Here is a 21,620-nt window from a genome sequence, read left to right as displayed (position 1 = left end):
TTCCTCCCTTACTGTCCGTTTAACCATTTTTTAATTACTTTTGCAGTACCTTCTACATGTTCTTTCGTAGCATCCTGCACTTGTTCATCTAACGTTGGTTCTTTCGGTTCTTCTGGTTCAGGTTTTGGCTCTGGCACTATTTTTTCTTCAGGAATTTCCAAGATACTTCCATTACTTGCAGCAATTTCATCTTCTGCTAAGTATTCTTCATATTCCTCTTCTTCTTTCTTTCTCTTACGTCTTGCTAATAAGAACCATACTAGACCACCGATTGCTAATAAGCCAGCTGTAATTCCACCGAATAACCACCAGTTCATACCACTTTTTTCTGGCTCTTTCTCTTTTTCAGCTTTCGGCTGATCGAACTGAACAGTTACAACGTTAACTTGACCATTTATAAAGTTACCGTTCGGATCAGCTTGAAGTCCTGCCGCTGTTCCAATTGCTTCTTTGAAAGTAGTCATATCAATTCTTCGTTTTACTAACGTATCATTATCTACCCATACAACAACATTTGTTTTCGTTAATTCTGGGTGTTTCTTAATTGTTTCAACTGTTTTATCTATTTCATAGTTTTCGATTTTGTTGCCATTTTTATTATCGTAGACAACTTTACCATTTTGATTATTGTTCGTACCGTAGTTTGGCACTTCACCGTTCGCTGTAATACCAGCACCTTGCTTCGTATCTGCCCCTTCTTGCGCAGTAGAGCTTTCTTCTTGCTCTTGTTTACTACGAAGTACACCTTTATCACCATACTTCTCTGACTGACGTGTAACTTCATCGTAGTTTACAGATACTTTCGTATTCACTTTATATTCATTCGGTTTAAACATCGTCATTAACGTTGCATCAATATCTTGCTTTAATTTACCTTCAAGTTGGTGCTGCATCTCTACTTCTTTCTCATAAGAAGAGGAACTACTAGAATGTGCTTCATCTGCTCCTTTTGAGATAACACCTTTTTTACTATCAATAACACTTACTTCTTCTGCTTTCACACCAGGAACCGCTGCACTAATCATTTGCTGTATACCTGCAACTTGATCAGCTGTTAACAATTGTCCACGTTTCACTCCAACCGTAATCGCCGCTGTTCCTTTCGCTTTTTCTTCATCAAAAATTGTCTCTTTTTCAGGCAATGTAATTTGAACATTTGCCGTTTCAACTGTCGCAAAGTTTCTTACGATATCTTGTTCCAATTGCTTCTTCGTACCGACAATTTGCTTCATTTTTTTATCTTGTTCACTTGAACCGAGAGAGCTTTCTAATAAAATTTCTTCACCGCTTTTCGAATTAAACGGTAAGCCCATCCCATTCATTTCTTTTCGAACCCATGGAGCATCATTCTTTTGCACACGAATTGAACCATCGGCCGCTAATTGGTAATCGACACCTAACTTCGATAATTCTGCTGTAATCTCTTGTTTATCTGCATCATTTAAATTTTGATATACAACAACATATTTATCTGGCAAGGTGAAGTATAAAAGTGCTCCTGTTACAATCGCTAAAAGCGCAGCACCGATTACTAACTTATGCCACGTTTTTAACGATTGGATAACATTTTTAATCTTTTCCATTTAAACACACCCGTCCACTTTCCTAAATTTGCATATTAATTAGTGACTTATAATTTTCAATAAGATTATCACGTACGAGAGCAGCCGTTTTCATTTGAGACTCAGCTTTCTTTTGCTGAATTAAAACGTCATGTGTTTCTCCTACCCCTTTAGTTAGTAAATCATATACTGCTGTTTGTGCATTGTTTTGCGTTTGATTCATATCTTCCAATAAATCAATAAACTTTTTCTCCGGAGCTACCGATGTTTGAGAAGTTTTCGGTGCACCAATTGACTGAATTGCTCCAAATGGTTGTGTATGTAACATTGGTTGAATTTTCATATTACGATCTTCCCCCTTATCCTCGGCCGATTTCTAAATCTTTATCAAGCATTTTTTTATTCGCATTTAATACACTCGTATTCGCTTCATACATTTTTTGAGCAACCATTACATTCGTCATTTCAGCAGTTACATCAATATTTGGATAACGTACATATCCTTCTTCATTTGCGTGCGGATGCGTCGGATCATACACTAAATTTTCCGTTTTGTCTGCTTCAATACTTTTTATTTTTACTCCGTTAGTAGGAGCCCCATCTAGCATACTTGCAAAACTATTGTTTGATTCTAGCACCACACTACGACGCTCATATAAATCTGTCCCCGGAGCCGCCGTCGTATTTGCATTTACAATATTGTTAGAAGTAACTTCCATCCACTTTCTCGCTGTCGTTAGCCCTGAGCCACTTGCATTAATTGCCTGAAACATCCGTTGTCTCTCCCTCTACTTTTAACGTCCGCGTGCCGCTTGGTTAATTGCATATTGTGTATTAATTGCGTTAATTGAAATACCGTATAACTGATTTGCTTTCATTAAATCTAGCATTTCTGTCGTTACATCCACACTATTTCCGTCTTTATTCGTTTGCATTGATTTTGTTTGAATCTTTGCATATGTATTTTTCGTATTTACTGTCGGTAAGTGCATTTCATTCGTTTGATATAAATCTGGATTGCTCTTTAAATCAGCCGCATTATTTTTATATAACGCACTACTTTTATTCATCTGCTCAGCAAATGTTACATCTTGTGCTTTATAGCCAGGTGTATTCGCATTTGCAATATTACTAGAAACAGTATTTCGTTTCGTCACTAAATAATTCATATAATGGCTTACATCACTCACTAAATCTGGCATATTCCACACCCTTCCTTTTCTAACGTAATGATCCACTGATAGAAGTTTCACTTCATTATTTATTTTCTTATATGCATTTATTAAAATATTTACTATTATGTACCCTTACATATTTTATTCCATTTTTTCATTGTTGTCTTTAGAAAAATACAAAAATATAAAAAAGAATGCAAAAAAACTGTATACACATAGTAATCTATAGAACATTTCAATATATAAACTACAAACTAAAGTCCATTTTTCTATTATTTAGATTACTATTATTGTTTCATCACAGTCATAAAATGAAACCTCAATCAGCGGAGTTCTTTATGTAAACGAAGGAATAGACCCCCTTTTAAAAGGGGAATCTGTTTCCAGACATTATTATTAATATTTACCGTAAAATGAATTAGCCTTCATTCGCCCATCATTTGCCATTATCATTTCTTCCAAAATCTTTTGCTTATCTCGAATGTGCTGTGCTGCCTTAATAATGAATGGGCTTACTTCTGCTGCAACTTGTGCACGTCTTTCTTCATCTAGTGTCATCATCCAGCGATTTAACATCTCACTCTTCTCAGCAAACTCTTCATCTGACACTTGTAATTCACCGATTTCATTAAAACAACTGACAAACGTTCGATAAATATCATTGTTCATTTTCAAGCGCTCCACGGTATCCATCTATTAAATCTTGTAACACTTGCACAATGGCATCAATGTCTTTTACTTCACGCGTGACTTTCATCGTTTGAATTTGAATGCTAATCCAATCATATAAACCAAATAAACTATCGTATAAATCTTTCGTAATATCAGGATTTAACTGGAGCTTCAACTCTTCAAATATACGTTCTAACTTTTCAAGAAGTTCATCACCATCTTGAAGTTTGAATGTATTTAAAAGTTCTTCCAATTTACGAAACTCAATGATGCATCTTTCATAAATAAATATTGTATTTTTAATTGGATTACTCGTCATAATATCATTTTGCATATAACGTTGCCATGCTTGCATACAATCACTTCCTCAGCTTTCATTAGTCATCACTTTTTGTTTTTGTCATTGCTTGAATTGTCTTCAACTGACTATCAAGCAATGCTAACTGACTTTCTAATTTTGCATATTTATCAATAATTGTTTTTTGTTTTTCCTTATTAACTGTATCAATATCTTGAATTTTTCTCTCTAAATCAGTTACTTGCTTTTCAATACTTTTAGAACGTTTCCCAATAATTCCTTCATCTCCAAATATCCCATCTAACTTTTTCTCTGTATCATGACCTAAACCATTTAAACCAAAGAAAAATTGTTTCGTAGATTCCGGATTCTCTTTAAAAGCTGTTTTTAATTTTTCTTCATCAAGAGTCATATTGCCTTTTTTATCAATTTGAATTCCAAAAGAAAATAAATACTTATCATCTTGGGAAAATTTAAAAATACCTGTCATTGCATTATTGATAGCAAATGACACATTACTCCCTTGCATTACTCCATTTTCTCCAGCAAATAAATCCAAACTTTTAACAGCCTTATTATACTCGTCTTTCATTTTTTTTATTAAATCTATTGAATTTTTTATATCAGAATCTTCAATAGTTAATTTTATTGGCTCTGTAGTTTCTTTTTCTAAATTAATGGTTAATCCTGGAATTGTATCAATCTTATTTGTTTTACTAGTTCCTTTTATTCCGTTTATTGTATACTCAGCATTTATTGCTCCTGTCACTTGATGTGCAACAACATTCGTTCCATCCGGATTTTTCGCAGAAGTAACTAACCCTATATTTTGTAAAAAACCATTGGCGCCATCCGTTAATTTCAGCTCTCCAGCTTCTCCTGCAGTAGTCGATGTGAAAAATAGTTGATCCCCTAATGTGTATACTGATGCACCATAATTCCCATTATTTATCTTATTGACAAGATCTTTATACGTCATATCTTTTGAGATTTTAACTTCTTTTCCATTTATCTGAAATACATCATCTACTCCAAGTTTTAAATCTAAACTAAACTTTTGCTCCATACCTTCAGGAGTTTTTGAAGGAGTAAGTGGAGCTGTAGTTATTTGATGTCTTTCAGCTACCCGTTCTACTGTAATCGTGTATGTTCCAGGAATTGCAGCAGCGTCTGCTTGTGCTTTCATAAAACCATCTTTGGATAAAGTTGTTTTCTTTTCATCACCTTTAAATGCGTATAAATCTTTGAACACTTGTACAAGATTTCCAAATTCTTTTTTCATGCTTGCATACACGTTTTTTTCATTTGTTAATGTTTGTTTTTGTGTAGTATAAGGTGATTTTTTCATTTCCAATGCTTGTAACTCTAAATCTACTAACTTCTTTGTATCTATTATGTTATTCCCTAAATTCCATATTTGTTGTCTGCCACCATAATCAGATATTGTTCCTGCCATATTTTTCACTCCTTATCATTTACATGTAATCTAAAATACTCGTTTTACTCATCGTACTAACAGCTTTTAATGTCGCTTCGTACGTTGCGTTTATATAAGCTAAATCAGAAATTGCGACTGCTAAATCAACATCCTCAATTTCTTTACGGTTTTCTTGAAGTGCTACATTTTGCTCGCTTAAAATTGTTTTAAACGTCTCCATTGTGTTCATTGTTGAACCAACTTCAGTTGTACGGTTAATGATGCCATCTAAGTTTTGCTTATTTCCTTCTAATAACGGTTTTAGTGCTTTTTGGTCACCGTTTTGCATCGCTTCACTCATCTGTTTTAACGTTTTTATAACAGGGGATAATAATGCTTCACCGTTACGGAACGCTTTGAATTCATAACCGTCATTTAGTTTCCAGTTCACATCATTTTTTCCACCCTGGTACGTACCATCTTCTGTAAATGGCAGATTTTCTGCACTATCACCACCGAAAATATAACGACCTTGTTCTTTTGTATTCGCTAAATAGACGACCTGTTTTAAAATTTGATCAATCTCTACACCAATAGCCTGCAATTCTTTTTCACTATTTGTACCATTTAACGCTTGTACTGTTAATTGGTCTGCTCTTGTTAAAGATTTCAAAACACCTTGTAAAGTATTTTCAGTTTGTGTTAATACATTTTTCGAATCTGCTATATCTTTCTGCATTTGCTCCATATTTGCCAATGAATGTTGAATCGCAAATGATTTACTTGCTGCAAGTGGATCTTCACTCATAAGAAGGTTTTTCTTCCCTGAGGTTACTTGATTTCGGTGGTATTGCTGTTGCACATTTAAATCCATCAACTGATTCTTTGCCCAGTTTGCATTTTGAAATGTAGATACTCTCATTTCTATCTCCTCCTTAAATATTTCCAATTACCAACTATACATGACTACTCCTTATCTAATAATCGAAAACAAACTATCAAACACTTCATTCATCGTAGTTATAGCTTTAGAATTCGCCACGAAGTATTTCTGGAAGGCCATTAAATTAACCATTTCTTCTTCCATATTTACGCCCTCGATGCTCATCTTTTCTTGCTGGATACCTTCTAATAAATCCTTATGAATATTTTGATATGCATTTACTGAACTTTTATCAGAGGCTACCCCAACTAAAAATTGATCTAAGGCTTGCTTATATGTAAGTCCATCCTTATAGCCTTTATCTGTAATAGCCGCAAGGTTGTTGGCAGTTTCAGCCGAAATTTTCATTTTTGAAATATCTTTTATAAAATCAGGATTCAATTCAAGTTTCTTCGCATCTTCTCCTACAAAAAGCTCTTTCTTCATAGTATTATTCACTTGTTTTTTTAACGAATTTACAAACTCATTCAGATTATCTTTATAATTTGTAATCTTTGCTTTCGTATCAATTGCCGATAAAATTGTTCCACCACTTAATGGGATATCTGTTCCAGATATTTGTACAGACATTGGCTTTTTATCCTTCTGTAATTGAAGTGAGTATGTATCTTGACCATTTACAGTTAAAACACCATTCATCCTAACACTTGCAATATTAGGATTTGTAGCTTCATACGATACTTCTATATCTGCATACTTAGACATTTCTGTCATAATACGATCACGTTCATCTAATAGTTGATTTGGTACTTGTGTACCAGCTTGTCCAATTTTCTTGTTCGCTTCTGCTAAACTAGCAGCAAGTCGATTAAATTCATTAACATGCGCTTCAATATCTTCTGTCGTCTGTGCTTCCACTGTATCCAAGTTTTTCGCAAGACGACTTACTTGACTTGTGAACTTCCCCGTTTCAGCAATTAATGTATCGTAGTAATTTGATTGCTCCGGATTTTTTGCAACTTCACGAAAAGCATTGAAAAACCCATCCATTAAACTAGATAATGAATTTTTACCTGTCGTTCCTACCATAGACTCTACTCGCGACAAAGTAGAATTCATATATGCATAGTAAGAGAACTGTGACATTTGATCATTATATTGCTTTGTCTTCACTTCATCTGTAATACGATCAACACCTAACGTTTGTACACCATACCCTATTCTTTGTTCTGGTGCATACCCTTTACTCCCTCCAGCAGATTCGTAATTCACCATTTGACGAACATAACCTGGTGTATGAATATTAGACAAGTTTTGTTTCGTTGTTTGTAACCCCATTTGAGCCGCCAACATACCCGATAGCGGTGTATTATAATCAGATAATCTCATAAAGCTTCACTTCTCCTTTACAATAGTTCGTTCATAAAGATTTGCGAATTATTGTTTCGCTCTAAGTTATATTCAGAAACAGAATCCACAATACTTTCTGTAGTTTTTAATAGTACGTTTAAGTAATATTGATTTTTCAAAAGAATCATTTTTACATTCTCTTCTAATTCAGTTACGTTTTTTTGTAATTCATCCATTTTTTCAATTTCTTGTTGAGAAAAATACGAAAATAACGCACTTACACGAAACGATTCAACTCCTTGTTCTTTACAGAACTGAACAACCATTTCTTCAAATGAGCTTGATAACCCTTTTAAACCATCAATGTACTGCAATTGCTCTACTTGCAACTTTTGAACTGCATTTACATTTTTATTTTTTAAATTCTCATATATTTGCTCTCCAAGCGCTTGAATATTTTCATACGCTTTTTGAATAATAACGAGTTTTTCATATAATTGTATGTACATATAGCTTCCTTCCTTTTACAAGACTAAATTCACAATTAAACCATGGATTTCTCCAATTTGATTTAACATTTCTAAATGTCCTGTTTTCGTATTAATTAGATTCATCACATCTTCTAATTCATTCAATCCCATTTCTGCCTGTTTCACAATCGTCATTTTCTGTGAATATCCGTAACGTGGGTGACGAGACATGACATCTTTATACTGCAATACATTATCAACGTAGAAATTCAAAAATGATTTTACTGTGTTTTTGTATTCCATTACATTATCAAGCGTTAATTCCATTTCAATTTTCTCTTTAATTTCTCCAATATTATCGACAAACGCTTCCATTTGTTCTAGTAATTTATCTTTTTTCGGATCTGCATGCAAATTATCCGAAAATGCAAGTCCTGTCCTGACATTTGCTTCTTTCGGCATTTGAGTAGCAGGTGGTATATGCGATAAAATTGGATTATGCGAGATAGAACGTAGCATATATATCACCTATTTATTTTTTTATTTCTTCCTAAACTTAATCGTAAAATCCAGTTATTTATAATTATACTCTGAACAGTAATATTTTGCAGTTATTTTTTATAAAAGATATGTTACAATTTAGCATGAGGTGGCACAATTCTATGAATATTTTCCTTTGTGGTTCAAATCAATTAACAGCATTAGATCAAGAAGAAATTAAAAAATTTTTAACTGACTATGCTCACAAACATAAAATTTACATATTATGTTATAAATCTATTGAAAATGAGGTTCTTCGTTTTTTCGTTGAGAATGAAAGACTCGCTCAAAATTTATGCCTTTACACGCTGCAACCATTGCAAGCAATTACAGATGAATTCCAAGAAGTCGTTGATTACTTAAAAAAACACGGAGCCGAATATGTTGCTTTTGATCATCCTTCTGACTCCATTTACCGATCAGATTATATGTTTTTTGTTAAACAAATTATTGAAGACACTGATTTAGTTCTCTGTTTTTATAATGGGGACAAACATACATCTGTCATCCCTGTCGATGTTGCAAAAGAAGCAGGTATTGATGCTGTCATTTATGATTTACCAGGATTACATGAAAAGCAAATGAAAAAAAGCTTTGAACAAAAAATTCGTATGATGTAAAGGGGGAGGCACAATATCATTATTGTGCCCATTGTAAATATGATAATTGAACAAGATTATGATCATTTTATCGCGAGTTTTAAACAACAATTCAATATGGACATCGCTTCATATAAACAAGATAGAATGCGCCGTAGAATCGATGCTTTCATTTCGAGAAAAGGCTTCGAAAACTACACTAATTTTTTAAGCAAATTACGCGCTGATCAAAATTTATTTTTAAATTTTATTGACTATATTACAATTAACGTTTCAGAGTTTTTTAGAAATAAAGAACGATGGCAAACTTTAGAGTCGAAAGCACTACCAAAATTACTCGAACAAAATAGCGGAAAATTAAAGGTATGGAGTGCCGCTTGCGCTGCTGGTGAAGAACCGTATACACTCTCTTTAATTTTATCGAAGCATCTTGCTCCATTTCGTTTTGAAATTCAAGCAACAGATCTTGATTTTCATATTTTAGAAACCGCAAAACGCGGTCAATATACAGAACGTTCTTTAAAGGAATTACCTACTGATTTGAAAGAACGTCATTTCACAAAAGAGAATGATCTATATTCATTGCATCAAAACATTAAACAAAACGTCTCGTTTAAACAACATGACCTTTTAATGCAGTCATTCGATACAAATTATGATTTGATTATTTGTCGCAATGTAATGATATATTTCACAGAAGAAGCAAGAGTAAAACTTTACGAAAAATTTAGTCGTTCTTTACGAAAAGGCGGTGTACTATTTGTTGGTAGTACGGAACAAATTTTAACACCCGAACGTTACAATCTTCAGCGATTTGATACATTCTTCTACGAAAAAATATAAAAGAGGTCGTCACAATGGAGTGACGACCTTTTTACATAACTCGAATTAAAATAATACCAACAATCCATATAAAGAGAAAAAGAAGCGTCATAGACCATTTATGTTCTTGCATCGTTTGTTTCAATGCCTGTGATAATTGTGTCATGTTCATTTCCGCAAGCGCCCTCCATACACTTACATCCCGATCTTTAGCAATGCGGTCTGTAACACTAATTAAAATTGTTTCGTTAGACAATTTCGTTATATAAGCAGTAATAACCGTTACCATCAAATTTATATTTCCTTCTGAAGAATCACTTTCCACTCTAGAGATAAGTGCACTCACATCTAGTAACGGAATATGTACTTTTCTACCAAATGATAGTTGTACTTCAGCGAAATCATATGTTCCATCTAACAAAGGAAGTTCTTTTATATGCGCCTGCTTAACAAGCCCTTGTAGGCTTCTAATTACTTGTTCAAATATTTTTTCTGTTTGCTTACCTTCTCCAGATAACGTATGTAACTTTTTAAAAAGTTGTAACACTGTATCCATCTCTTTAGAAAGCATTTCCTTCATAATCTTTCCATCACTTAAACTTGCAAGTAAAATACCTATTTCATTATTTTTCGAAATAATTTTAGAATGTCCAGTAAACACTAAATTGCTACGCTTTCGTTCTTTCTGGATCTCATGCTCCGAAATAGCTGCAGGCTGTTTTAATGGTTGTAACGCCTTATCTTCAATTGTCGTACGTTTAATCTCCATTTAAGCGCCTCCACTACTATGAAATAATTAGCCCCATTCTTTATTACTCTTTAAAACTAAAAACAGTACGAATAAACCTGACATGATAGTAAACACATCAGAAGCTTGCACTCCCTGTTCACCTTTTTCTTCTTTCTTGTCTTTCGGTTCTTCTTTTTGTTCTTTCTTTTTAGAGGCAACTTGTTTGTTATTTTTCTCTTTTTGGTCCTTCGCCTTATGTACTTCCTTGTTGTCTTCAAACGGCTCTTTTATAACGTAAGTAAATTCCTCTTTCTCTTCCAACGGTTCTTTTATAAACTTATTTACTTTCTCATCTCGCTTCGGAATTTGAACAACTGGCAAATTTTCTTCTGGAACCGGGTTTTTGACTTTGGAATCTTCTTGCTTCTCATTTTCTTTCTTATCTTCTAATTCATTTTCTAGTTTATTATCTAATTTATCTTCTTTCTCTTCTATCTTTTTATCATCTTCATTTTTTGGCACCAAAACAGAAATGGTATATTCACTTTCCTCAACAAGTTTATTACCTGCTGCATCTATTATCTCTACAAGTAATTCGTATGGCCCAGCCGGCAATGCTTCTGTTATTTCAAATACTTTTTGCCAATCCATATCATGCTTGTTGTAGTCTAATAAAAACGAAAGCTCTTTATTTTCTTTCCCTTTTAATGTAACGCGCACTTCGTTTACAACCGATTCTATATCTGACGCTTTTACTCGTATATGTATAGAATCTCCCTGTTTTCGTTCAACTAAGTTCTCTTTTACTTCATCAATAGTAACTTCCTGTAACTTTGGCAATTCTTTATCTATAGTTGGCGTTTCATTTTTAATACGAATGAGCGGGACTTTCACTTCATTTTTTATGAGCTCTTCTTTCTCATTCTCTTTGTAACTTTGAACGAGCTGAAGATTCCAATCACCTTGCAAATCAAAATCCCCTGCTTTATAGTTAGCAACCCAGCTCTTCGTTTCTTCATCATACTCAAAAAATAACATTCTTTCTTGCGCATATTGCTCCCCATTTTTTTGTAACTGCAATATACCTTTCATACTTTGAATGTTTTTCCCATTTGGTTCTACAGCAATTCGCACTTCTTCGCCAACTTTAAGCTCCGGCTTATTTACTGTAATAATTCCTTGTTCTGTTTCTATCTTTCTTTCATTCAATTGTTTATTTACTACTTCTTGTTGCTCTGCTTCTTTTTGTTTCTCTTCATCTTGCTTCGTTTCCACTTGTTCTGACGATTCTTGAGATTCCTTATTTTCTTCTTGTACATTCACTTCATTTATTTTTTGATCTGACTCAATTTGTTCCTCAGCCTGACTTTGCAAGGGGAAGAACAAGCACACATGTATGCATAGCCAACTCATTAGAAAAAACTTTACGTTTTTCATCTACTAGTTCAAACTCCTATTTCAATGCCTTATAGTGATTTCGTCACTTTTACTCCAAAAAATCCATCTACATTTACAAGTTCACCATACGCCACTAATACATCATTTACATAAATACGAATCGGTTCATCAATATCCTCATCTAGTACAACTGCTTCATTTTCTTGTAAACTTAATATATCTTGAATCGTTTTCACTGTACTTCCAAATACAAATTTCACGTTCATTTCTACATTTTGTAGAATGGACGTGTCCATATATACTGGTTCCATTTGTTTTACTTCTTTAAATTCAATAGGTTGCACAACTGGTTCTACAATTTTTTCTTCTTCAATTTCTTCTGTGGCAATCTCTTCTTCTTCCACCATCGGATACAGAAGTCGCCTTACCATTTCTTTCGCTTCGGAAATTGGCAAAATTTGATACATCTTCGATTGAAGCAAATCGCCAATTTCAAGATTGAACGTAATTTGAACGAGTTCGTCCACTTCCATTGACTCTCCCAAATATTCCATTTCTTCTTTTAACGTTACAAATTTAACATTTGGCGGCGTCATGTCCATTTTTTCTTGAAACATTTCTGACATCGCCGTAGCAGCATGACCCATCATTTGGTTCATAATTTCTTTAATACCGCTCAGTTCTAATTCAGTAAGCTCTTTTTCTGGGTCAACTTCCCCTGTTCCCATCATCATTAAATCTACCATTGTTAAGGCAACATCTTTCGTAAATACAAATACATTCTCATTCTTTAGCCCTTCAACAAAGTCGACATTTAAAATAACAAATGGTACTGGTACTCCATCATAATGACGAACATTGATTGCTTCCACATTTGGTGTACTAATTGTAACTGGCTGATTTAAAAGCGTTGACAATACTGTTGAAGCGGAGCCAATTGAAATATTTGCAATTTCACCAAGCACATCTTTCTCTTCTTGTGTTAAATGCTCTTTTTCAACTTCTTCTACAATCTCAGTTTCCACTACTTCTGCTGGTTCGTCTGTTTCTTCTACTCCACCAGATAATTGCATTAATTTATTTACCATTTGTTTCGCATGCTCAACTGAAACAATTTGTACAAGTTTAGAGTTTACAAGATTATCTATCTTTAAATCAAACGATACTTTAACAATCGTATGATTCCCATCGATTTCAGAGATTTTCTCCATTTCTTCTGATAACTTTACAACTTTAATCGTCGGCGGAGACATATCTACTGTATCTTGGAAGAATTCCGACATAGATGTAGCTGCGAATCCCATCATTTGATTCATCGCTTCTTGTACAGCACTTAGCTCTAATTCACCAAGTTCTTTTCCGTCCTCCACTTCACCTGTTCCCATCATCATTAAATCAGCAATGGATAATGCAACATCTTGCTTAAGGACAAGAAGATTTTCCATATCCAATCCTTTTGTAAAATGAATGTTTAATACAACATGTGGAACTTCGACATCTCTTGAATCATATAAATCTACCAACTCTATGCGAGGAGCAGTAATGCTTACTTGCCTATTTAAAATTGTTGATAATACAGTCGAAGCTGAACCAAATGATATATTTGCAATTTCGCCAAGAATATCGCATTCTTGAGGCGTTAAATGCTCATTTTCTTTTTCTAGCACAATCGTGCTCGTATCCCCTTTTGTGTGTTGCTCAGGCATTTTCCCTGCCTCCTCATTTCTGTTTTTCTATCAAATAATATAAACTCTTATTTTATTTTAGCAAACTCATTAGTATAAAACGTTACTATGTATCCCATTATTAGATTCGTAGCAATTAGCCAAAAAGCTCCCCAATTGTATACAAGTGGGGAGCTTTCCTTCATTCCTATTATAAACCTTCTGGGTTTAAAATGAGGACCACTCGTCCATCACCGAGAATCGTCGCACCAGAGAAATAGTTAGAACTCTCTGCAAAGAAGTCACCTAATGACTTTAAGACTATTTCTCTTTGACCGATAATTGTGTTTACAATAAGTCCATAGCTGCGATGTGTGTTACGAACAATTAACACAGGAACCATTTGACCATCATATGACGCAAACGCCTCATCTACTGTTTTTTCACCAAATACAGTACTTAAATGTTTCACTTCAATAATTTGATTACGATAATTTAACACATCTTTTCCTTGTAAGGATTGGATGTCTTCCCTCTTAATTCGAATTGCTTCAACGATATTTCCAAGAGGTAAAGCATAACGCTTATCATTCGTTTGAACAAGCATAGATTGAATAATAGACAACGTTAATGGAAGTTCAATTCTAAATGTACTTCCCTTTCCTTCCTCAGAATCAATAATTAAATGTCCACCTAAACTATGAATCGTATGTTTTACAACATCTAATCCGACACCGCGTCCAGAAAGATCTGATACAACTTCAGCTGTACTAAATCCTGGTTGGAAAATAAGATCAAACACTTCACGATCTGTTAATCTATTCGCATCTGCTTCAGTTACAACGCCATTTTTAATCGCTTTTTCTAATACTTTCCCTTTATTAATACCGTTTCCATCATCCGTAATTTGAATAACGACATGATTTCCACTATGAAAGGCTTCTAATTTAATCGTACCTGTCTCATTTTTACCTGCATCACGTCGTTTTTCAACAGTTTCAACACCGTGATCGATTGCATTTCGAATTAAATGAACGAGCGGATCACCGATTTCATCAATAACAATTTTATCTACTTCAGTATCTTCACCTGTAATTTGTAAATCGATTTTTTTCCCTAAATCTTTCGCTAACATACGTACCATACGCGGGAAACGATTGAACACAGTTTCAATCGGCACCATACGCATATTTAATAGTACATTTTGAATATCTTTTGAAATATCGCCTAATCGATTTAAATGTTCAATTAGCTCCTTGTTTTGAATCGTTTGAGCCAATTCATCAATGCGCCCACGTTCAATTACACTTTCTTCAAACATATTCATTAATCTTTCGATTTTCTCTAATTGAACACGAATTGAACGATTCTCCACTTTAGCATTTTTCGTTTTTGTAGTACTTTTAGCTGGCATAGCACTTGAAGGTTGATTCGTTGCCTCTATTGGTGATTCTACCTGCGTAGCCACAGCTGGTTGTAGCTTTTCTTCTACTTGCACAACTTCTTGTGTAACGACTTTTTTAGAAGCTACTTCCTTCGATATAGGTTCTCCTTGCTTTACTTCCACTTTCTCAATTTCAGAAACATGAAGTACTACTTGTTTCAATTCTTCTATACTACAATCCGTATCCATAAATACTGTAAATTCAAATCCGAAAGCATCTGCTTCAATTTCTTCAATACTCGGAGCTGTTTTTTGTATATTCCCTACATTTTGCAATGCTTCAATACACATAATGGCACGTACTGCTTTTAAAATCGCTTGCTGTTCAACTGTTATATGCACTTCATGCGAAACTGCATCATCGTTGTCTATATGATTTTGCTCTATATGTTCCGTAGGAGTTTCTACATTGCCGTTCAATAACGCTTCTAATTTCTGTTTAGTTGAGGCTACATCAATATTGCCCATTCCACCTTGTTGCACATCTGCAACCATCTTCTCCAAATTATCAATGCACTCAAAAATCACATCAATAATATCCGCATTTACAACTATATTTCCATGACGAATTTCATCTAACACATTTTCCATCTTATGCGTTAAATCAGCCATCTCCGTAAATTCCATACTCGCAGACATACCTTTGAATGTATGAGCGGAGCGGAATATTTCTCCCACAACATCCATATCAGCAGGATTTTGCTCTAACACTAGCACATTTTCATTTAGCGACTGTAAATGTTCTTCTGACTCTTCGAAAAATATATTTAATAGATCTGTTTGCATTTTTATCCCCTACCTGTCTAACAAACATTTCATTTATGTATAACAATTTAGTGTTTTATAATGAGAAAAAAGGGGGCCACACGTCGATCCGCTATCACTGTTTTGATTCCTTGTGGCACCCCTTCTATATTAACTATTTGCTACTTTTGTTAAAGCTTCAATTACACGATCGGCTTGGAATGGCTTTACAATAAAGTCTTTTGCCCCGCCCTTAATTGCATCTAATACCATACCTTGTTGTCCCATTGCAGAACAAATAACAACCTTTGCACTTGAATCAATTTTAATAATTTCTTTTAATGCTTCAAGCCCGTCCATTTCTGGCATAGTAATATCTAATGTTACAATATCAGGTTGAAGTTCTTTATACTTTTGAATCGCTTCTACCCCATTCTCTGCTTCGCCGATAACTTCAAAGTCAGCATTACTTTTTAATAAGTTTTTAATCATCGTTCGCATAAACATCGCATCGTCTACTACTAAAATTTTATGTGCCATTCTTTTTAATTCTCTCCTTCTATGTATAAATATATCTTAATATTTCACCTTATCATTCTCACTCATTATACAAAATAAAATGATAAAATTTAATATTTTTTTAAAAGAATTTTCGTATTTTTATTATTTTATTATTAAAATAATAATATACTACTCTTTTATATAAATAACAACGCGACGGTTTTTTTCCCAGTTTTGCGGTGAATCATTTGGTACAATTGGCTTTGTGTCTGCATATCCTACCGCAGCTAGCCTTTTATCATCCACATTATACACTTCAATTAAATGGTGAATCATATTTGCCGCTCGTGCTGAAGATAACTCCCAATTAGAAGGGAATTTCTCGTTATGAATAGGTCTACTATCTGTATGTCCCTCTACAACAATTGGGTTAGGTACGGATTGAAAAAATCCAACTAATTGACTTATTATCCCTTTCGCTTCGGGCTTAACGTTTGCATCGCCTGTATCAAATATTAAATTATCTACTATAACGACGCTTACCCCTGTATCCTCCCGATATACATTCACTTGACTAATACCGTTATTATCTACATACGCTTTTAACTTCTTATATAATTCATCCATTCTCTTTTTTGAGATCATTTTTTCATCATTTTTTTCATGTGAAATATCTGGTATTGTATTTTCCATTACTTTTGCATCTACTTGCCCCGTATCACTAAACTTTTCAAGCATCTTTGACAATTTTACTGCATCTTGCTTTGATGTAGCAACTAGTAATACAAAGAAAGTTAATAATAACATCGTTAAATCTGTAAAAGTCGTCATCCAACGAGGCGATCCCTTTTGCGGTCCTTTACTCATCATACCACTCCTTGAAATATTAGGCTGCTCCTTTTACCTTTTTTACCTTTGTTTCGTATACGTATGTATCCAGTTTCAACTTTAATTTAGAAGGGATTTGTCCACGATACAATTCTGAAATTGCTTCTATTACAAACTTCTTCTCTGTATATAAATCTTCAATGCCACGATATACTTTTTCTGCAAGAGGGATTGCAATCATATTCGCAAGTACAGACCCATATAATGTCGTTAACATCGCAACTGCCATTCCTGTACCAATTTGCGATGTATCTTGTAAGTTTTGGAGCATAATGATAAGACCGATTAACGTACCAATCATTCCCCAAGCTGGAGCAAAATCACCAATTTTATCTAATAATGCTGCTCCTTTTCTTAACTCATACACTTCCGTTTCAATATCTTTCAATAACACTTCTTTTAATTCATCTTCATCGTAACCGCTTAACATTAATCGAATTCCTTTTTGAATAAAAGGATTGTCTACTTGCTCTCCATCTACCTCTAAAGAAAGCAAGCCGTGCTTTTTAGACTTTTTCGAAAAATCGACAAACAAATCCGTTAACTGTTCTAAATCTTCTTCTCTTCTATGTAAAACAGTAAAAATGCTTTTCGTATATTTTTTTATTTCTCCAAATCGATATGCCACAACAATTGTCGCTGTTGTTCCCCCTATGACAATTAAAATAGATGAAACATCTAAAAAGTTTTTGAAAGCTTTTATTCCACCGCCGCCAAGCATAATTGCCGCTATCACTATAATGAAACCTACTATAATGCCCACTGGGCTAGAAATATCAAACTTCCTTTTTCTTCTTTGTGGTCTAGCTAATACTTGATTTTTCTCTCCCATATTTCTGCCCTTTCCTTTCCATTTTTATATAACATTTTTTTATTTTAATAATACGTTTTCACATATAACATGTATTATACGCTTATCATCTGTTTATCGCAATATACTCATGAAATTGACACATTTCATTTCTATATTAGAATTATGGTATGAATAAATGAGGAGGATCACGATGGAACACAACATTTTACAAGTCATTGCATTAGCAGAAAAACTAAAATATGAAATGCGACATAGCTGGCTTTCCAACGGACGTCAAGAAAGTGTTGCCGAACATACATGGCGTATGTCTCTAATGGCCATTTTAGTTGAACCTTATTTGGATCAAAAAGTAAATATTGAGAAATTACTTAAAATGGTTATTATTCACGACCTAGTCGAAGCCGAAGCTGGTGATATCCCTGCATTTGATACAATGAATAGTTATGAATTACAGCTACAAAAACAAAAAAATGAACTAGAAGCTATTTTAAATATTAAACAAACATTAACAGGTTCTCTCGGTGAGGAATTATATGACTTATGGATGGAGTTTGAAGCGAAAGAAACGTACGAAGCAAAAGTTGCTAATGCACTCGATAAACTTGAGGTGAAAATCCAGCATAACGAAGCTGATATTGATACGTGGCTACCAATTGAACATAAAATGACGTTCCAAGTAGCAAAGCATACAAACTTTGATTCTTTCCTATCTAAATTACAAAAAATCATTGAACAAGATGGAGAAAAGAAGTTAATTGCTGCCGGCATTGATGTTGAGGCATGCAAGCAATAATGAAATAAGACACTCAACAAGAGTGTCTTATTTCATTATCGTTGATATAGCCTGCTTATAAATAAGCTGTTGTTTTCCATCCACTAAGATTAAAAGTGTAAATTTATCCACTCCAACAACTTCTCCTATTATTCTAACGCCACTCTTTAAGAAAATTGTAACTGTACCTTTTTCTTCTTTTATTTGTTTATACAATTCTTCCTGTAAATGTTCCAATTACTGTCCTCTCCTTTCTGTGAAACATCTTAATATAAAAAACTATAAATTTTTTATTTATGCACTTTGTCTTTTATGTTCATAAACTTATTAATAAGTATATCTAAATCACGACTAAATAACAAAACTTTATCATGATCCAATCCGTGTCTCGCAACAAGTTGAATTAACTCTTTCTTTTTGTTTTCTATTTTATTTTTTAATTGTCCCATCTCCATCTCTATACTAAAACTCCCTTTTCCCATAATATTACTTGTAAAATTATAGTACATATTCTCTCATAAAAAAATAAGAAAATGGTTTTTTTTACAATTTTTTATTTTTTATGCCTAAATTATGAATTACGTAAAGGTTTATTTACAAATCACTAACATGCAATCCTAATGAATCTACAGGCATTTGTCTAATTATAAATGAGACTGGCTCGTTTTCTATACAAAAAACATACTGTATATAGTAGTCCATGAACCATATAGATTAACTTACTAAAAAGGAGGAAAACATATGAGTTATGGTGGAAGTTGCGCTGGTTTCGGCGGTGGATTTGCTTTGCTTATCGTACTATTCATCCTTCTAATCATCATCGGATGTAGCTGTTGGGGTGGCGGCGGATACGGATATTAATATATTCTACCCTTGACAAATGAACGAAAAACTATAAAAAAACAGCTCATATTTGAGCTGTTTTTTTCATACTTTCGTATGAATTTATATCCCTCTTATTTGCGATTTCAACTAACAACATATTGTTTACTATGGAATAAGAAACATTTTTACTAAGGGGGGATTACAATGATTAGAGGTCTTTACGAAGCACATTTACCTGTCCGCAACTTAAAAGTATCAATACCTTTTTATGAATCACTAGGGCTAAAATTATATAAAAGAGGCGATAATATTGCTTTCTTTTGGATTAAAGAAAATGAGAGTTGGCTCGGCCTTTGGGAAGGCACAGAATACAAAGTGAATTATCACCCCTCTTTACGACATATCGCCTTTCAAGTAAGTTTACATAATTTAGAAAATGCGATTCATTGGCTAAATCAAAAAGGAATTTCAGCACGAAAAGACTTTGGAATGGAACCAATTGAACCGATTGTTTTTCCGGAATTAGCACCTGCAGCCGTATACTTTAACGACCCTGATGGAAATAGTTTAGAATTGATTGCACAATTACCTGTTGGACTTCCTACAGCGGAAAAAGTGTATTTAAGTGAGTGGAAAGAACAAATTCAAACATCGTCATTACATAAGGAGTAATCTATTTATGTCAGTTTCTTATTCCACACTTCTTAAAACAAATAAAAACTTCAATAAACTATTTTATGGGCAAACATTAAGTGTACTTGGGGATTGGTTCCATACGGTAGCTTTATTAACATTTGTCTACAGCATAACGGAATCGCCGTTTATGATCGCACTTACTTTTATAAGTAAAGGTTTACCACAGCTTCTTCTTAGTCCATTCATAGGCTTAATTGTAGATCGTTTCTCTAAAAAGAATATTATGATTTTCACCGATATTACACGGGGAATTCTAGTTCTTACATACTTACTCGCAGGCTATAAAATTGAGATTATTTTCATTGCCAATATATGTTTATCCGTACTTTCTTGTGTATTTGAGCCGGCTAAACAAGCAGCCTTAAAAAATATCGTACACCAAAACCATTTCGTAACTGCTAACTCTCTTTCTAGTACAATTACTGGTTTTATGTCTATTATAGGTGCTTCTTTGGGCGGGATACTTACACAATCTTTACATATTGAGTTCGCTTTTTTAGTAAATAGCCTATCATACTTTATTTCAGCCTATTTTATTTATAACATGAGTATTCCTGCTCATGATACTTGTAACAAGAACAAAGCATTTTTCACTGATATAAAAGGTGGTTATACATACATATTACAAACAAAAATCATTTTAACATTAATTCTTGTCGGCATTTCATGGGGCATTATTGGAGGCGCTTATCAACTACTTCTAACGATCTATGCCGAAAAAATTTTCCATACGAACATTGGGATTTTATATACGGTTCAAGGGGCTGGGCTTATGATAGGAAGCCTTCTCGTTAATCTTTATATATCCCATAATAAAGAAAAAATGAAAAAAGTATTCGGTTGGGCCTACTTATTACAAGGAATTTTCTTTCTCGGATTCATTCTATCCGATCAACTTATTATCGGTATCATTACTTTATTCTGTATGCGTATAGCAGGAGGAATCATCGTTCCACTTGATACGACATTACTTCAAACTTACACACACGAAAATATGATAGGTAAAGTTTTTTCATTCCATTATTCTATTTACGGATCTCTTATTCAGTTATCGATGTTTTTTACAGGAGGGCTGTTAGAAATTCTTTCTCCTCAAATGATTGGCAGTTTATTAGCTACATGCTGTATTTTTGTAAGTTTTATATGGCTGTTCTTGTTTTACCGCGGGGATCTCAGTGAATAATTTAATGATAATCAATACATTTTGATCCCACTCATTATTTGTTTCCCCATAATAAAATTGTTTAAAAATACAAGTCAGATTTTTTAGTTAAAGAGCCTTATATGGCAACACTATTTGAGAAAAAACTAGATATTTATGTTAAAATACAAATAAGTTTGTGAAATATTGCACTT

26 protein-coding genes are annotated in these 21,620 nt (G+C 33.7%); 6 read left to right on the top strand and 20 right to left on the bottom strand.

Annotation, left to right across the window (positions count from 1 at the left end; translation table 11 throughout):
* Positions 1 to 8 precede the first annotated feature (8 nt).
* The 11 genes from ACTFP3_RS04695 to ACTFP3_RS04645 form a co-directional block, all read right to left on the bottom strand.
* A complete protein-coding gene (locus ACTFP3_RS04695; protein WP_440009430.1) occupies positions 9 to 1,583 on the bottom strand; it encodes a flagellar M-ring protein FliF C-terminal domain-containing protein in 1,575 nt (524 codons plus the stop codon).
* Between the two features lie 22 nt (positions 1,584 to 1,605).
* Positions 1,606 to 1,905 carry a flagellar hook-basal body complex protein FliE gene (fliE, locus tag ACTFP3_RS04690; protein WP_000701670.1) on the bottom strand — a complete coding sequence of 100 codons (300 nt, stop codon included), beginning with the start codon at positions 1,903 to 1,905 and terminating at the stop codon, positions 1,606 to 1,608.
* A 16-nt stretch (positions 1,906 to 1,921) separates the two neighbouring features.
* On the bottom strand, positions 1,922 to 2,335 hold the full coding sequence (gene flgC, locus ACTFP3_RS04685) for a flagellar basal body rod protein FlgC (protein ID WP_000484685.1): 414 nt from the start codon (positions 2,333 to 2,335) through the stop codon (positions 1,922 to 1,924).
* A 21-nt stretch (positions 2,336 to 2,356) separates the two neighbouring features.
* Positions 2,357 to 2,815, bottom strand: coding sequence for a flagellar basal body rod protein FlgB (flgB, locus tag ACTFP3_RS04680; protein ID WP_370445031.1), 459 nt, complete (start codon positions 2,813 to 2,815; stop codon positions 2,357 to 2,359).
* Positions 2,816 to 3,133: 318 nt separating this feature from the next.
* Positions 3,134 to 3,406: a hypothetical protein gene (locus tag ACTFP3_RS04675; RefSeq protein WP_001058084.1), complete on the bottom strand. Its 273-nt coding sequence runs from the start codon at positions 3,404 to 3,406 to the stop codon at positions 3,134 to 3,136.
* Positions 3,396 to 3,764 (bottom strand): flagellar export chaperone FliS, encoded by a 369-nt coding sequence (locus ACTFP3_RS04670; RefSeq protein ID WP_001149504.1) that lies wholly within the window; start codon positions 3,762 to 3,764, stop codon positions 3,396 to 3,398. The genes ACTFP3_RS04675 and ACTFP3_RS04670 overlap by 11 nt, the downstream gene beginning before the upstream one ends.
* A gap of 22 nt (positions 3,765 to 3,786) precedes the next feature.
* On the bottom strand, positions 3,787 to 5,163 hold the full coding sequence (locus ACTFP3_RS04665; RefSeq protein ID WP_000929220.1) for a flagellar hook-associated protein 2: 1,377 nt from the start codon (positions 5,161 to 5,163) through the stop codon (positions 3,787 to 3,789).
* 19 nt (positions 5,164 to 5,182) lie between these two features.
* Entirely contained in the window at positions 5,183 to 6,046 is an 864-nt protein-coding gene (locus ACTFP3_RS04660; RefSeq protein ID WP_001266409.1) for a flagellar hook-associated protein 3, read from the bottom strand.
* A gap of 51 nt (positions 6,047 to 6,097) precedes the next feature.
* Positions 6,098 to 7,396 (bottom strand): flagellar hook-associated protein FlgK, encoded by a 1,299-nt coding sequence (gene flgK / locus ACTFP3_RS04655; protein ID WP_440009425.1) that lies wholly within the window; start codon positions 7,394 to 7,396, stop codon positions 6,098 to 6,100.
* A 17-nt stretch (positions 7,397 to 7,413) separates the two neighbouring features.
* Entirely contained in the window at positions 7,414 to 7,866 is a 453-nt protein-coding gene (locus tag ACTFP3_RS04650; protein ID WP_086411900.1) for a hypothetical protein, read from the bottom strand.
* A 15-nt stretch (positions 7,867 to 7,881) separates the two neighbouring features.
* On the bottom strand, positions 7,882 to 8,346 hold the full coding sequence (locus ACTFP3_RS04645; RefSeq protein WP_000946323.1) for a YaaR family protein: 465 nt from the start codon (positions 8,344 to 8,346) through the stop codon (positions 7,882 to 7,884).
* Positions 8,347 to 8,489: 143 nt separating this feature from the next.
* Here ACTFP3_RS04645 and ACTFP3_RS04640 point away from each other — a divergent pair, with 143 nt between their 5' ends.
* Both ACTFP3_RS04640 and cheR read left to right on the top strand, forming a co-directional pair.
* On the top strand, positions 8,490 to 8,987 hold the full coding sequence (locus ACTFP3_RS04640; protein WP_001020110.1) for a flagellar motor switch protein FliG: 498 nt from the start codon (positions 8,490 to 8,492) through the stop codon (positions 8,985 to 8,987).
* A 39-nt stretch (positions 8,988 to 9,026) separates the two neighbouring features.
* Positions 9,027 to 9,809, top strand: coding sequence for a protein-glutamate O-methyltransferase CheR (cheR, locus tag ACTFP3_RS04635; protein ID WP_000582882.1), 783 nt, complete (start codon positions 9,027 to 9,029; stop codon positions 9,807 to 9,809).
* Positions 9,810 to 9,840: 31 nt separating this feature from the next.
* On the opposite strand, the gene ACTFP3_RS04630 is transcribed toward cheR, so the two are convergent.
* The 7 genes from ACTFP3_RS04630 to ACTFP3_RS04600 form a co-directional block, all read right to left on the bottom strand.
* Positions 9,841 to 10,557, bottom strand: coding sequence for a hypothetical protein (locus ACTFP3_RS04630; protein ID WP_075677464.1), 717 nt, complete (start codon positions 10,555 to 10,557; stop codon positions 9,841 to 9,843).
* 27 nt (positions 10,558 to 10,584) lie between these two features.
* The gene (locus ACTFP3_RS04625) at positions 10,585 to 11,955 is read right to left on the bottom strand and encodes a transglycosylase (protein ID WP_075677466.1); all 1,371 of its coding nucleotides are present in this window, start codon (positions 11,953 to 11,955) and stop codon (positions 10,585 to 10,587) included.
* 29 nt (positions 11,956 to 11,984) lie between these two features.
* Entirely contained in the window at positions 11,985 to 13,622 is a 1,638-nt protein-coding gene (locus ACTFP3_RS04620; protein ID WP_001115014.1) for a flagellar motor switch protein, read from the bottom strand.
* A gap of 169 nt (positions 13,623 to 13,791) precedes the next feature.
* Complete coding sequence (locus ACTFP3_RS04615; protein WP_001192608.1) at positions 13,792 to 15,810, bottom strand: chemotaxis protein CheA; 2,019 nt, start codon at positions 15,808 to 15,810, stop codon at positions 13,792 to 13,794.
* Between the two features lie 129 nt (positions 15,811 to 15,939).
* The gene (locus ACTFP3_RS04610) at positions 15,940 to 16,308 is read right to left on the bottom strand and encodes a response regulator (protein ID WP_000940565.1); all 369 of its coding nucleotides are present in this window, start codon (positions 16,306 to 16,308) and stop codon (positions 15,940 to 15,942) included.
* A 150-nt stretch (positions 16,309 to 16,458) separates the two neighbouring features.
* Positions 16,459 to 17,136 (bottom strand): OmpA family protein, encoded by a 678-nt coding sequence (locus ACTFP3_RS04605; RefSeq protein WP_000033627.1) that lies wholly within the window; start codon positions 17,134 to 17,136, stop codon positions 16,459 to 16,461.
* A 19-nt stretch (positions 17,137 to 17,155) separates the two neighbouring features.
* Positions 17,156 to 17,989: a flagellar motor protein MotP gene (locus ACTFP3_RS04600; protein ID WP_000504191.1), complete on the bottom strand. Its 834-nt coding sequence runs from the start codon at positions 17,987 to 17,989 to the stop codon at positions 17,156 to 17,158.
* Between the two features lie 172 nt (positions 17,990 to 18,161).
* Here ACTFP3_RS04600 and ACTFP3_RS04595 point away from each other — a divergent pair, with 172 nt between their 5' ends.
* A complete protein-coding gene (locus ACTFP3_RS04595) occupies positions 18,162 to 18,764 on the top strand; it encodes an HD domain-containing protein (protein WP_088859450.1) in 603 nt (200 codons plus the stop codon).
* 27 nt (positions 18,765 to 18,791) lie between these two features.
* Here the strand turns inward: ACTFP3_RS04595 and hfq are convergent, their stop codons facing one another.
* Together hfq and ACTFP3_RS04585 are read right to left on the bottom strand one after the other, a co-directional pair.
* On the bottom strand, positions 18,792 to 18,980 hold the full coding sequence (gene hfq, locus ACTFP3_RS04590; protein WP_000400663.1) for an RNA chaperone Hfq: 189 nt from the start codon (positions 18,978 to 18,980) through the stop codon (positions 18,792 to 18,794).
* A gap of 53 nt (positions 18,981 to 19,033) precedes the next feature.
* Positions 19,034 to 19,252: an aspartyl-phosphate phosphatase Spo0E family protein gene (locus tag ACTFP3_RS04585; RefSeq protein WP_000291688.1), complete on the bottom strand. Its 219-nt coding sequence runs from the start codon at positions 19,250 to 19,252 to the stop codon at positions 19,034 to 19,036.
* Between the two features lie 232 nt (positions 19,253 to 19,484).
* On the opposite strand from ACTFP3_RS04585, the gene ACTFP3_RS04580 reads away from it, so the two are divergent.
* From ACTFP3_RS04580 to ACTFP3_RS04570, 3 genes are all read left to right on the top strand, one after another.
* Positions 19,485 to 19,604: a YjcZ family sporulation protein gene (locus ACTFP3_RS04580; RefSeq protein ID WP_000120179.1), complete on the top strand. Its 120-nt coding sequence runs from the start codon at positions 19,485 to 19,487 to the stop codon at positions 19,602 to 19,604.
* Between the two features lie 168 nt (positions 19,605 to 19,772).
* Positions 19,773 to 20,240, top strand: coding sequence for a VOC family protein (locus tag ACTFP3_RS04575; protein WP_016122210.1), 468 nt, complete (start codon positions 19,773 to 19,775; stop codon positions 20,238 to 20,240).
* Between the two features lie 7 nt (positions 20,241 to 20,247).
* A complete protein-coding gene (locus ACTFP3_RS04570; RefSeq protein ID WP_000117055.1) occupies positions 20,248 to 21,447 on the top strand; it encodes an MFS transporter in 1,200 nt (399 codons plus the stop codon).
* The last annotated feature ends 173 nt before the right edge of the window (positions 21,448 to 21,620 follow it).

It is taken from the genome of Bacillus cereus group sp. MYBK5-2, assembly GCF_051915685.1.
Classification (GTDB): domain Bacteria; phylum Bacillota; class Bacilli; order Bacillales; family Bacillaceae_G; genus Bacillus_A; species Bacillus_A cereus.
Note: the sequence above shows the minus strand (reverse complement) of the source record. Positions and strands in the feature narration are given on the sequence as shown.